The organism is Arthrobacter sp. StoSoilB20 (assembly GCF_019977295.1).
Lineage (GTDB): Bacteria > Actinomycetota > Actinomycetes > Actinomycetales > Micrococcaceae > Arthrobacter > Arthrobacter nicotinovorans_A.
In genome coordinates, this window is sequence record NZ_AP024651.1 from 1,101,430 (window position 1) to 1,114,107 (window position 12,678).

Sequence of the window (12,678 nt, forward strand, 5' to 3'; positions counted from 1 at the left end):
GGTGCTAGTGCTCGGCTGGCGCTCGTCCCGGAGAGGGATCCTTCACCGGACGGTGAACCGGAAGGAGCTTGAGCCGCATCATCAGCTTTCCTCAGGGATTCAACAACGTCTCGTCGAACCAGACATCTTCGTAGCCAGGTGCTAAGAGGAATCGCCACCCCGGAGGCAAAGCGAGATAGGGAAGGACTTCTGGACACCAGGTCGTGAGGTGCTCGATGTGCAGGGGAACGAAGAAGTCGGGCGCGGTTCCGAGCTCTTCGCCGCGCCAAATGAACCAGCCACTGGTGCCAGTTGCGGCGGGATGCCTTAGACCGTTGAGGGGAAGAAGATGCGGCGACCGCACGTTTTCGGAAACTCCTACCTTCACTCCTTGCGAGGGCAGTGCTGCAACAGCCCCGAGCCTGGTCGCCAGCTGAACCTGGGCGGAAAGAACCGAATCGTGCATAAAAGAATCTTCGCCTATAAACGCGCGGCTCGTGTCCCTAAAACCGATCGGCTAGCGGGCAGCCGGATACGTTCTGCCGATGAGCTGAGGCGGCCCAGATAGGCGCAACTCCCGAAGGCGGCTTTGTGGGTTACTCACACGGCGTCTCGTCAATCCGGGCGAGGAACACTGAATACAGATTGTCTGTTCCATCCGGTAGGACTCGACGTTCCTTTCGAATCTCGTAGGCGGACTCAACTTCCACGTCTTGACCGACATAGGCCGCAAGCTCGCTAAGAATGTCGTCCATGTCAGTTTTATCTTCTTCAGTGACCCTCGAGAGCTGGAACCGCAGCTTGACCTTGACGCCATGGATCTCCACACCGACCGCGAGGGCATGTTTCGGGATCAGACCGCGCATGGCCGCCACAGTCTGGGCGATGATGTAGATCTCCCAAAGCGGCGCTTGGGCAAGGTCGTGTGGTGCTGGCATACGCATGGTGTCAATCCTTTGGTCGCCGGATCAAAGTCACGGGTGTTGATCCTTGGCTGAAAATACATCAGTCGCCACAGGAAACGCGCATCTTGCGCGCCCGTAAGCCGGTCGATCACCGTGCTGCCAAAGTCTGTCGCCACATGCCGCGCCACTGCGGGCTTGGGCCCATGTACGTAAGACCCGCACGATGAAATGCACGGTGACGGAGAGATTACTGCAACCACGTTTCTTACGATTGGAATAAAGGTCGGTTATACCCGGGTCTCCACAAACGACCAAGATCTCGCCGTGCAGCGAAAAGCCCTCTCTACCCTTCGCGTTGAGGAAAAGAAGATCTTCGTCGATCACGAACTGACGGGAGCGAACCGGGTCCACTCCGGGCTCCCTGAAGCGAGGGCTAGCGATACGCTCGTGGTCACCAAGCTGGACCGGCTGGCCCTGTTCTCTTCCTGATGCAAGGGACGATGCCCATGAGCTGACGGCTAAGGGCGCTTATGCTGAGTCTCCGTGAAAGCACCCACGACCCCACTGACCGGTCAGGCATGCTGTTGTTCAACGTCCAGGGAATGGTCGCCGAGTTTGAAGCGGGTCTGATCCGGATGCACACCCGCGGACTCGCGCCTTGCTGCTGGGAACACGCTTTCAGGGGTTATCACGGTGCTTCAAGAGAAGTAAACGGCCGTCTTGGTCCTCATCCGGCCCTCAGGGAACGCGGCAAAGCGGGAATAGCGGGCCGGGCAGGATAACCTTGAAGGAATAGACCAACACGGACCGGGCTGCCACCCTCGATCCCGCAGAACCCTGCGGATGCGGTGATTGGCCCGACGTGTCTCCCAGAGCAAGAAACGAAGAAGGTTGATTACGTGCCTACCGGCAAGGTCAAGTGGTATGACAAGGAAAAAGGCTTCGGATTCCTCGCGGCTGAGGACGGCCAGGAAGTATTCCTTCCCAAGACGTCCCTGCCTGCGGGAGTAACCGAGCTTAAGGCTGGAACCCGTGTGGAGTTCGGCGTGGCTGATGGCCGCCGCGGAGCCCAGGCGCTGGGGTTGCGCGTTCTGGAAAAGACGCCGTCCATTGCCAAGGCCAAACGGATGAACGCAAAGGACCTCGCACCCATGGTGCAGGACCTTGTGACGGTTCTGGACAACCTCTCCGGCTCCTTGTCCTCCGGTAAATACCCGGACGGCAACAAAGCCAAGGCCATCAGCCTGGCGCTGCGCAAGGTCGCCGACGAGCTGGAAGCCTAGGACCGGCCATGACATCGGAATCCGCACAGGATACAAAGGCCGGAAGGGACGCCCAGGCAAGTCCTGCGGCCGGCCCCGACGCTGCCCAGGCTCCTGGCCTCGGGGAAGCCCCCGCGCGGAAGCCGGTTGCGGACAAGCCGCGCGCCGGTTTGCCCGTGTGGCGCACCGGCAAGCCGGACGCCTACCTTGCTGCCGCCGTCGATGTTGCCCGCGAGGCAGTGGAAGGCATTGCCAACCCTGGCGAAATCGGGTCGCACCTGGGTGCCAAGTCGGAGGGTGACCGTGTGGTGACCCACCTCTTTGAATCCAAGCTCGCCGGCTACGGCGGGTGGCAGTGGTACGCAGTGGTGACCCGCAACTCCCGCTCCAAGATCGTCACCGTGAGCGAACTTGGGCTGCTGCCCTCGGAGGACTCCATCCTGGCGCCCGAATGGGTGCCGTGGGCCAAGCGCGTCCGGCCTGAGGACGAGACTCCGTTGGTGGAGGAAACCGTGGAAGATGTCACGGAAGAGTCCGTGCAGGCCGACGAGGACGAATTGACCGGGCCCGCTGCCGACCCGGAAGGTTCCGAGGACGTTGACGAGGACATCGACGCGGACGTCGACGAGGACCAGTACGAAACCGGGGCTGAATAAGCGTTGCGGAAACCCGGGGTGACCAGAGCGAAGGCGGACACTGATGTCCACCTTTAGGTCACTCGGAATCCTCAATTACCGCATCTGGTTCTTCGGTGCCCTGATCTCCAACATCGGCACGTGGATGCAACGTACCGCGCAGGACTGGCTGGTCTTTGACCACCTGACCGCGCACGACGCAGGGGCCATGGGCATAACCCTGGCCCTTCAATTGGGTCCCCAACTCTTCCTTGCCCCTTGGGCCGGACTGCTCGCCGACCGCTACAGCCGGCGGAAACTGCTCTTCATCACTTTGGTGGCCATGGCCTTGCTCAGCACCGGCCTGGGCATCCTGGTGTTGCTGGGGGTGGCTGAACTCTGGCACGTCTACGTCTTTGCCTTGTTGCTGGGGATCGTGACGGCTTTGGATGCACCCGTGCGCCAGACTTTCGTCTCCGAACTTGTCACCGACGAATACCTGCCCAACGCCGTGGCGCTCAACAGTGCATCCTTCAACGTCGCGCGGATGATCGGACCGGCCGTCTCCGGCGTCCTCACGGTGGTGGTGGGTCCCGGCTGGGTCTTCCTGATCAACACCGTCTCATTTGTCGCCATGCTCTGGGCACTGAAGCTCATCCCGGTGTCCTCGCTCCGGATCCAGCCCCGCGCCGCCGCGGGCAAAGGGCGGATCCGGGAGGGCCTCCGCTACGTCCGCAACAGACCCGATATCCAAGTTGTCCTGGTGGCCATCTTCATCGTGGGCACCTTCGGGCTGAACTTCCCCCTCTTCATCGCAGCCATGGTGGGTACTCAGTTCGGCATGGACGCCGGAGCATTCGGACTCCTGAACTCCGTCATGGCCATCGGATCCGTGGCCGGTGCCCTGCTGGCCGCCCGACGCGGACGGCCCCGCTTGAGGTTGATCTTCGCGGCAGCGGGTGGTTTCGGTGTCGCCAGCGCTTTGGCAGCACTGGCTCCCAACGCCGTGCTCTTTGGCCTGGCCCTGATTCCTTGCGGCCTGTTCGCCCTGACGCTAATCACCAGCGCCAACGGCTATGTCCAATCCACCACCGAGGCTGTCATGAGGGGGCGCGTCATGTCCTTGTACATGGCCATCTTCATGGGCGGTACTCCCATCGGAGCACCGTTGGTGGGATGGGTGGCCAACGTTGGCGGGCCGCGATGGTCCGTCGGCGTCGCTGCGCTGGCCGGCGTCAGCACCGCCGTCGTGGGTTTGGTCTGGATCATCCGCGCAAAGCAGCTGCGCCTCCGCTTTGATCGCCGTGCGCGCGGACTCAAGCATTTCCGGGTGGAGTCGCTGCTGGCCCGTCCCGTCACCGAGGAGGACGACGACGGCGTGGGCCGGCAGGGCGGATAAGGCGCCTTAAACGGCGGCGGCGTCGTCCGGAATACCTCCGAACGACGCCGACCAGCAGTCTGTGGTCCTACTTCTTCAGTTCGCCAACCACGTAGTCGATGCTGGCGAGCAGGGCTGAAACGTCGTCGGGTTCAATGGCGACAAACGTGGCAATGCGCAGCTGGTTGCGGCCAAGCTTGCGGTAAGGCTCCGTGTCCACCACACCGTTGGCACGCAGGGCCTTGGCAATGGCTGCGGCATCAATGGAGTCGTCGAAGTCGATGGTGGCGATGACATTGGAGCGGTCTTCGGCATTGGTGACAAACGGCGTCGCGTACTCCGATGCCTCAGCCCAGGAGTAGATGCGGTTGGCCGAGTCCGCAGTGCGCTTGCTGGCGAAGTCCAGGCCACCGTTGCTGTTGAGCCACTGCACCTGGGCGTCCAAGGTGACCAGGGTGGACAGCGAAGGAGTGTTGTACGTCTGGTTGAGCTTGGAGTTGTCAATGGCGGTCTGCAGGTCCAGGAAGTCCGGGATCCAGCGGCCGGACGCCTTGATCCGTGCAGCGCGCTCCAGGGCGGCCGGGGAGAACAGCCCCAGCCAGAGACCACCGTCTGAGGCGAAGTTCTTTTGCGGGGCGAAGTAGTAGACGTCGGACTCGGCGACGTCTACGTCCAACCCGCCTGCAGCGGAGGTGGCATCGACCAGGACCAGGGAGCCTTCGTCGGCGCCCTGGACCCGCTTGACGGGAGCGGCTACGCCCGTGGAGGTCTCATTCTGGGGCCAGGCGTAGACGTCGACTCCGGCCTCGGCTTGGGACACTGGACGGGTGCCCGGCTCGGACTTGATGATCGAGGAAGCATCCAGGAAGGGAGCCTTGTTGGTGGCGGCAGCAAACTTTGAACCGAACTCACCGAAGGAAAGGTGCTGTGCTTTCTTCTCGACCAGGCCGAAGGCGGCGACGTCCCAGAAGGCCGTGGAACCGCCGACGCCGAGGACAACTTCATAGCCCTCGGGCGCGCGGAAGAACTGGCTGAGTCCTTCGCGGACCGAACCCACGAGGTTCTTGACCGGAGCCTGGCGGTGGGACGTGCCCAGGATGGTGGACGACGCGGCAGACAGGGCCTCGATCTGTTCGGGACGGACCTTGGACGGTCCGGCACCGAAGCGTCCATCCTTGGGCAGCAGATCGGCGGGAATGGTGATGCTGGTGTCGCTCACGTGTGGCTCCAATGGGTATCGGCTAGAGATGGGTCGTGGCAGGTGGCATCAACTGCCCCTTCGACACCCCAATTCTGCCTGACCCGGTGCGACGGCAGGAACCTGTGGCCGTCATAGTCCGCCACGTGGAACGCCGGCAAACCATATGCGACCGGAATTATCCAGAGTAATTCCAAATAAGCTAGGCTAGGGGTTGGCGTTCAAGGGGCGGCGGTGCACTCCGCCTACCCCGGCAAGGGACGCTGTACGGTGGAGATTACGCAAGGAACTGCGTTCGAGGAGAGCTGAGCTGGATGACGGATCTGATCGATACCACTGAGATGTATCTTCGGACCATTTTGGAGCTTGAAGAAGAAAACATCGTGGCTCTCAGGGCCCGCATCGCCGAACGGCTGCGGCACTCCGGACCCACGGTTTCCCAGACCATCGGACGCATGGAGCGCGATGGCCTGGTGATTGTCTCCAACGACCGCCACCTCGAACTGACCGAGGTTGGGCGGAAGCGCGCCACCGAGGTCATGCGCAAGCACCGCCTCGCGGAGCGGCTCCTGGCTGACGTCATTGGCTTGGACTGGGCTTATGTCCATGACGAAGCATGTCGCTGGGAGCACGTGATGAGCGAGCGCGTGGAGCGCCGCCTGTACGAACTCCTGGAACACCCCACGGAATCCCCGTACGGCAACCCCATCCCGGGCCTGGAAGCGCTCGGCGGTCTTGCCACCCAGCCATTCCCCCGCGTGGACGTCAACCTCCTGCAGGCCATGGAGGGTTACGCGGCGAACTCCCGGGTAGCTGTCACCCGTTTGGCGGAGCCCATCCAGGTTGAGCCTGAACTTCTTACCCAGTTGGACGAGGGCGGTATCAGGCCCGGCGCTGCGGTCTCGCTGGAACGTGTGGGGGAGTACATTTCCGTCCGCGTCCCAGGCATTGAAGGTGCACTGGAGCTCCCACCTGAGGTTGCGGCACACGTCTTCGTCTCCGTTGGCTGACAAACCTGCCTTGCTGCACGGTGGCATATCTCACTTTTAGGCACCCGGCGAGCACGTGACCTGCGGTTTTTCGGGATTAGTGATAAGGGGTTGCCGCCCGCATGCCCGTTCCTGTTGATAACGAATTTATTACTGCGGGCCTTAATCCCCTATAGTTATCTACTAGCGCTGATACCAAAGCGTTACCTGTTCCGGAGCCGAGCTCTGCCAGCGGAACAGGTGTGCCATCCACCACTGGCAGAGGCGGGGGAACCACAAGCGGCTGTCTAAAGAAGCAGCCTTGGGGTGAAGTCCGCAGCAGAAGTGCCCATTTACGCATGTCCCTCTTGGGATACCTGTGTGCCGTGAGCGCTTCGTGCGGGCCGGGTCTTGAAACTCTCTGACCCGAATCCGACAGCTAACTTCGCAGGCTTTTTAGAGAGGAATAGAGTTTGACAACGCAGAACGTCAGGGGCCGTCGCCGCGCGTCGGGCCCCGCTGCTGAGCTGCGGCCAGCCCGCGTCGTATCGGAGATCCGGCCACGCGACACCAAACGCCAGGTTCGCCGCCGTAAGAGCCCGTTGCGCCAGGTTGCCGACTTCGCTGCAGCCAGTGGCGTCGGGCAAAAGGCCGGAGTTGCGCTTGCCGCCACCGGCCTGGCCTTGACTGTCGGTCTGCCGGCCACAAGCCCCGTCATGGCCACCTCGGAATCAGGCCAGACCGAGTCTGCCCTGGCAGTATCCGGTGGCAGCCAGCCGGAGGTCTCCGCGGCCGCATCGGCCAAAATCGACTTCAGCCGGGCAGCGGTTGCCACGGCTGCCGACCCCGACGGCAAGTTGAAGCAACTGCTCAGCGCCCAGTCCGCGGGCAGCATCCAGCGCGCCTCCTCTGCAGGCACCATGGCCAGCCCCCTCGACACGCTGACCACAGCTTCCCCGTTCGGCTACCGCGTCAGCCCCCTCACCGGAGGCGCCGGCGACTTCCACCGCGGCCAGGACTTCGTGGCGCAGTGCGGCACGGCCGTCCACGCAGCAGCATCCGGCAAGGTCACCTTCGCCGGATGGCACGAGTACGGCGGAGGCAACCGCGTGGTCATCGACCACGGCAACGGCCTTGAGACCACGTACAACCACCTGTCGTCCTTCACCGTCAAAGTCGGCCAGACGGTCACCCGCGGCGACACCGTGGCGCTCAGCGGCACCACTGGCGCCTCCACCGGTTGCCACCTCCACTTTGAAGTACAGGTCAATGGCGAAGTTGTTGACCCCATGGGCTGGCTTTAGTCCATTTGATGGTCGTCTCTCGCATTCGTGACACGCCTCGTGACCTGAATGTGACATTCGCGTTCAACTGTTGTACCGTACAAAGCGCATCGGCTTTTTAGGGGGCCGGTGCACTTGAGTGGATTGCCTAGCTCTGCCACTACTCAAGGTCCGTTCGCATAAATCGTCTGGCAGGGGCGGGGGAACCACTTCTGGTCTTCGTGAGAAGACCTTGGGGTTAAGTCGCGAAAGCTTCCTTGAAGCAGCGCGGCCGGATGACTCCCATCCGAATCCGACAGCTCACCTCGCAGGCATTGGGAGAGGCTACCTACGTGTCATCACGCACTACCCCTGCGCGCCATCGCGCTGAATCGGTTCGTACGAACCCCTTGAACTCGCTTTCCAAGGCTGTTTCATCCAACGCCGGTACCGTCGGCCGCCAGGCTGTTGTCCTGGCAGCAGCCTCAGGTCTCGTCCTCAGCGTTGGTCTGCCGGCCCAGGCAGCAGACACCGATGTTTCAAAGTCGGAAGCCTCCAGCACCCAGCAGATGGTCACCACTGCGGTAGTCACCGCAGAGCCCACGGCAACCGTCTCCTTCGAAAGCCCCGTAGTGGCCACGAAGGAAGCTCCCAAGGTTGTCCAGCGCGCTTCCCAGACCACCGGACGCACCTCGGCCTCCGGCGACCAGGCCACAGCAGGCGCTGTGACCGCCAAGTCCTCCGAAGCCAAGGATGCTGCTTCCAGCGCCGCCGCTTCCGGCCTCGCCGCGATCGCCTACACCGGCATCGGGCACCCTTACGTTTGGGGCGGCACCACCCCCAACGGTTGGGACTGCTCCGGATTCACCCAGTGGGTCTACGCCCAGGCCGGCATCAGCATCCCGCGCGTCAACGCCTGGACGGCCATGAAGCCCACCAGCACCCCTGCCCCCGGTGACCTGGTCATGCAGAACGGTGGAGCGCACGTAGGCATCTACGTGGGCAACGGCATGATGATCAGCGCCTTGAACCCGGGACAGGGCACGCTCCTGCACTCGGCTGCCTCCACGGGCACCTCCTCCTTCTTCACCCTCCGCTAGAAACAAACCGATTCGGGGTTCGCCGGCATGCCCCCAAGTGCCGGCGCGCCAATGAGCCGCGTGTACCCCAACTGCACGCGGATACGAAAAGAGAAAACCATGACCAGTGCACACAAGGTTGCACGGCATCGCGCTGAGGCCCCCAAGACCAGCTCGTTTGCCGTGATCGCCAAGTCCGTCAGTGAAAACGCCGGCGGCGTGGGCCGACAGGCAGCCGTTATTGCCGCAGCTTCAGGCCTGGTCCTGACCGGCAGTGTCGCAGCCAACGCTGCCGAGACCAAAGTGGACCGCGAATCCACTTCGACGTCTACCTTGGACGTCCAGTCGGTTGTGCAGTCCACTATCGCTGCCGACTCCACGGTTGCCATCTCCTACGAACGTCCCGTGGTCACCACGGTGCAGGCTCCGGCTCCCGTAGAGAAGAAGGCTCCCGCGAAGGCTGAAACCAAGGAGCCGGCGGCAAGCACGGCAACAGGCGGAAACGCCACGCTGGCCGTCAACACCACGGCTCCTGCGGCTAAGGCTCCCGCCGCTGCCAGCGGCCTTGGTGCCGCAATCGCCGCGGCCGCGTACGCACAGCTTGGCGTAACCCAGGACTGCACCATGCTGGTGACCAACTCCCTGGCAGCTGTCGGCATCAACTTCCACGACTGGCCGGCCGGCTACCTCTCCCTTGGCCGCACCGTCAGCGCAGCGGAAGCACAGCCGGGCGACCTCGCTTACTACGCCAACGGTGGTCTGGCCGGACAGGCCCACATTGCTGTCTACGTCGGCAACGGCCAGGCAGTTCACGGTGGATGGAACGGATCCACCACGGCACTGTTCAGCGTCAACGTCGGCTCCGGCCCGGTCTTCATTCGGGTCAACGGCTGATCCAGCCCTTCGCACTTCCAGGACACCCCGCAGGCTACGGCCCGCGGGGTGTTCTGTTTAACCGCGGATCCTTTGCCTAGGGGCCAGATCGGGTGTTCAGGGGGCAGATCGGACGCCCCTTCCGCTAACGATGCATGAACTCTGGGCGACACTGTGGGCGAAAGCACATATAAATTCGTTGATACGGCATACAAGTGCTTACCCTTATCTTGTCGATCCACAGCCCGTACATGCAGAGGGCAGCCGGCCCTCGTGCCCCTGACGGGTGCGGCCGTGAAGAGGTACGTGCATGCGCACACTCGTTCTGAATGCTGGATATGAACCGCTGGCGGTAATAACCTTCCGCCGGGCGCTGGTCCTTGTGCTGACTGGGAAAGCAAGCGTGGTGGCCGAAGGCGACGAGCCTGTCGTCGGGCCGCAGGAAGTTCTCGGAAGACCATCCGTGATCCTCCTCAACCGCTACATCCGTCCCCAGTACAACAAGATCACAGCCGTGAGCAGGCGCGGGGTACTGCGCCGCGACGGCCACCGCTGCGCCTACTGCGGGAAAACAGCCCACACCATTGACCATGTCCACCCCAAGTCCAGGGGCGGCGCGGATTCCTGGGAAAACCTGGTTGCGGCGTGCCTGAAGTGCAACAACGCCAAGAGCGACCACACACTGGCCGAGATGGGTTGGAAACTCCGTTTCAAACCCGGTGTGCCCCAGGGGACCATGTGGCAGATCAAGGAACTCGAGAAACCTGCGCCGGACTGGGACCCGTTCCTGTTGCCGGAATCCGCTGCCTGATCGATTTCTGCTGAGCTCCGGACGTCCGGGTACTCTGGGCGGATGGAGTTCAATGCCGTGATTTTGGCGGGTGGCAGGGCCACCCGCCTCGGTGGCGTGCCTAAACCATCGCTGACGTACGACGGCGCCACGCTCCTTTCGCATGCCCTGCAGGCTGCCCGGGGTGCTTCAGCCGTGGTGGTGGTAGGCCCCGATGTTCCGGTAGCGGGCGGTGTGCCGTTCCCAGTGGAAGTGCTGCATGCCCGCGAGGAGCCGGCGTTTGCCGGGCCGGCAGCGGCAATCGCAGCCGGCCTGGCGGCGCTGCAAAGCGGGCGTTCCCGCGCCCGGTGGACCCTGGTCCTTGCCTGCGACATGCCGCATGCGTCCCGTGGAGTTTCCGCTTTGTGGGATGCCCTGGCCGCCCACCCAGGCGTTGAGGGTGCCATGGCCGTTTCCGTGGACGGGCGGAAGCAACCCCTCCTGGGTGTTTACAACACTGCAGCCTTGGAACGTGAAGCAGCCGCAGCATCCCAAGGTGCCGGTCTGGCGGACTCTTCTGTGTTCCGGCTGCTTGCTAGGCTGAACCTGCTGGACGTTGCTGTCCCCGCTGGCTCCACGGATGACGTGGATACGTGGGAGGACGCTGCGGCCCTGGGCATTGACTACAAGTTGGAGGCGGACGTGAAGAGCCAGGAAGAGACGCTCGAGGATTGGTGCCGCACGTTGCTGCAGGCATTCGAGCTTGAAGGCGTTGAGGTGGACGTCAACGAAGTACTCGCCGTAGCCGGAGTGGCAGCGCATTCAGTGGTTCGTCCCGCTGCGCCTTTGACCACGTTCATTGCCGGCTATGCGGCAGGCATGGCCCGCGGCATTGGCCAGGCAAGCGATGATGCGTCCATGAACGCGGCCTTGGAGTTGGCCCGCAAAGTCGCCAAGGAGTACTCGGAGTCCGAGGCTGACGCCGAATGACCCAGGCCCCTGCCGAGGGCCATCACGCAGCGCATACCTGGCAGGAGGCCCGCCAGCGCGCGTTTGAGTGTGCCGCTCCCATTCCACCAGGCCCCGTGCCGCTCACCTCGGCGCTGGGCCGCACCCTTGCAGCCGATGCCCTGGCAGTGCAGGACATGCCCCACTACGCTTCGTCGGCCATGGACGGCTGGGCCGTCAACGGAAGCGGTCCGTGGATCCTGAGCGAACCTGGCCAGAGGCTTGCCCCGCACCAGGCAAGCCCCATTGTGACCGGTGGCCTCATTCCGCCGGGGGCCAAGGCCGTGCTGCGCAGCGAGAGTGGCGTCATCACCACCGACGACGACGGCCTGCCGGTCCTGGCTTTGGGCGGCGCCGCCAAGCCCGGTGAACCCCGCAACGGCCAGCACATCCGCAAAGCCGCGGAGGAGGCTGCCGAGGGGGAGATCCTGCTGACCGCTGGAACGGTACTCAATCCAGCCCACATCGCTTTGGCTGCACTGGCCGGACTGGACCATGTAGAGGTTCTCGGCAAACCGTTGGTCAGGTTCCTGCTGACAGGTTCCGAGGTTGTGGAACGGGGGATCCCGCTGCCCGGACAGGTCCGCGACACCTTTGGTCCGCAGTTGGGTGCCGTTGTAGAGCTCCTGGGCGGCATAGCAGGAGAGCAGCTCCGGGTGGGCGATAACTATGAGGAGTGGATTGCCGCCCTCCAGGAGAGTGAGCCTGCCGTGGACGAGCTCGCGGCTGGCTCCGATGAAGAAGCCGAACCCCCGGCCGACGTCGTCATCACTACGGGCGGTACAGGCCGGTCGGGGACTGACCATTTCCGCCGAGCGGTGGCTGAACTGGGTGGCCGGCTGTTGATCGACGGTATTTCGATGCGACCCGGCCACCCCGCCGTACTGGCCGAGTTGCCCGATGGCCGCTTTGTCCTGGGCCTGCCTGGAAATCCACTTGCCGCGATGATGGCGCTGTTCACGGTGGGCGCTCCATTGCTTGCTGCGTTGGGCCACCGGAAGCCGCCCCAGGTGGGTGAGGTACCGTGCGGCGCAATGCTCGAGGCCGATCCCGGCCGGACCCGGCTGATGCCGTTCAAGCTGGTGTATGGCCTGGCCTCGCCGGCGCAGCACGCAGGACCGGGAATGATGCGGGGCCTGGCCGCTGCGGACGGGGTCATGGTGGTCCCACCCCACGGAGTCCAACTGGGGGAGTTGGTCCCTGCGTTTGCCTTGCCCTGGGGCAAACCGTTGCCCCAGCCAAAGCCCCCGGAAGACCAGCCCCGCAAGGCCGCCACACGGCAAGCGAAGAAGGCTCCCTCCGGGCCGGTGGACTGGAGCGCGCTCGACGCCTGAAGGCTGTACTGGCTGGCACTGCGGCGAACCAGGTAACAGGCTCACACAA

The 12,678-nt window shown here is 63.5% G+C and carries 14 protein-coding genes and 2 riboswitches; of the genes, 11 read left to right on the forward strand and 3 right to left on the reverse strand.

The genetic code is table 11. From position 1 onward, the window contains the following. Positions 1–91: 91 nt before the first annotated feature. Positions 92–445, reverse strand: a complete 354-nt coding sequence (locus LDN85_RS05165) for a hypothetical protein (protein WP_026543219.1) — start codon at positions 443–445, stop codon at positions 92–94. A gap of 130 nt (positions 446–575) precedes the next feature. After that, positions 576–923, reverse strand: coding sequence for a hypothetical protein (locus LDN85_RS05170; protein WP_026543218.1), 348 nt, complete (start codon positions 921–923; stop codon positions 576–578). Positions 924–1,208: 285 nt separating this feature from the next. Here LDN85_RS05170 and LDN85_RS21975 point away from each other — a divergent pair, with 285 nt between their 5' ends. The 4 genes from LDN85_RS21975 to LDN85_RS05190 all read left to right on the forward strand — a co-directional run bounded on the left by LDN85_RS21975 (position 1,209) and on the right by LDN85_RS05190 (position 4,159). Then, positions 1,209–1,373: a hypothetical protein gene (locus LDN85_RS21975; protein ID WP_346347057.1), complete on the forward strand. Its 165-nt coding sequence runs from the start codon at positions 1,209–1,211 to the stop codon at positions 1,371–1,373. A 410-nt stretch (positions 1,374–1,783) separates the two neighbouring features. Beyond that, a complete protein-coding gene (locus LDN85_RS05180; protein ID WP_026543217.1) occupies positions 1,784–2,167 on the forward strand; it encodes a cold shock domain-containing protein in 384 nt (127 codons plus the stop codon). A gap of 8 nt (positions 2,168–2,175) precedes the next feature. Next, positions 2,176–2,802, forward strand: a complete 627-nt coding sequence (locus tag LDN85_RS05185; RefSeq protein WP_026543216.1) for a DUF3027 domain-containing protein — start codon at positions 2,176–2,178, stop codon at positions 2,800–2,802. Between the two features lie 43 nt (positions 2,803–2,845). Next, positions 2,846–4,159 (forward strand): MFS transporter, encoded by a 1,314-nt coding sequence (locus LDN85_RS05190; protein ID WP_223944777.1) that lies wholly within the window; start codon positions 2,846–2,848, stop codon positions 4,157–4,159. 67 nt (positions 4,160–4,226) lie between these two features. Here the strand turns inward: LDN85_RS05190 and serC are convergent, their stop codons facing one another. Further along, a complete protein-coding gene (serC, locus tag LDN85_RS05195; protein WP_223944778.1) occupies positions 4,227–5,357 on the reverse strand; it encodes a phosphoserine transaminase in 1,131 nt (376 codons plus the stop codon). Positions 5,358–5,650: 293 nt separating this feature from the next. On the opposite strand from serC, the gene LDN85_RS05200 reads away from it, so the two are divergent. The 7 genes from LDN85_RS05200 (at position 5,651) to LDN85_RS05230 (ending at position 12,629) form a co-directional block, all read left to right on the forward strand. Beyond that, positions 5,651–6,346 carry a metal-dependent transcriptional regulator gene (locus LDN85_RS05200; protein ID WP_026543213.1) on the forward strand — a complete coding sequence of 232 codons (696 nt, stop codon included), beginning with the start codon at positions 5,651–5,653 and terminating at the stop codon, positions 6,344–6,346. 185 nt (positions 6,347–6,531) lie between these two features. Further along, positions 6,532–6,773, forward strand: a riboswitch (cyclic di-AMP (ydaO/yuaA leader). Between the two features lie 4 nt (positions 6,774–6,777). Continuing rightward, a complete protein-coding gene (locus LDN85_RS05205) occupies positions 6,778–7,608 on the forward strand; it encodes a M23 family metallopeptidase (protein ID WP_223944779.1) in 831 nt (276 codons plus the stop codon). A gap of 138 nt (positions 7,609–7,746) precedes the next feature. Then, a riboswitch (cyclic di-AMP (ydaO/yuaA leader) is annotated at positions 7,747–7,915 on the forward strand. Between the two features lie 4 nt (positions 7,916–7,919). Further along, positions 7,920–8,666 carry a C40 family peptidase gene (locus LDN85_RS05210; protein WP_263422080.1) on the forward strand — a complete coding sequence of 249 codons (747 nt, stop codon included), beginning with the start codon at positions 7,920–7,922 and terminating at the stop codon, positions 8,664–8,666. A 99-nt stretch (positions 8,667–8,765) separates the two neighbouring features. Next, entirely contained in the window at positions 8,766–9,539 is a 774-nt protein-coding gene (locus tag LDN85_RS05215; protein ID WP_026543210.1) for an NlpC/P60 family protein, read from the forward strand. A 289-nt stretch (positions 9,540–9,828) separates the two neighbouring features. Next, positions 9,829–10,329: an HNH endonuclease gene (locus tag LDN85_RS05220; RefSeq protein ID WP_026543209.1), complete on the forward strand. Its 501-nt coding sequence runs from the start codon at positions 9,829–9,831 to the stop codon at positions 10,327–10,329. A 42-nt stretch (positions 10,330–10,371) separates the two neighbouring features. After that, positions 10,372–11,277 (forward strand): NTP transferase domain-containing protein, encoded by a 906-nt coding sequence (locus tag LDN85_RS05225; protein ID WP_223944781.1) that lies wholly within the window; start codon positions 10,372–10,374, stop codon positions 11,275–11,277. Beyond that, positions 11,274–12,629, forward strand: a complete 1,356-nt coding sequence (locus LDN85_RS05230) for a molybdopterin molybdotransferase MoeA (protein WP_091551080.1) — start codon at positions 11,274–11,276, stop codon at positions 12,627–12,629. The genes LDN85_RS05225 and LDN85_RS05230 overlap by 4 nt, the downstream gene beginning before the upstream one ends. Positions 12,630–12,678 lie beyond the last annotated feature (49 nt).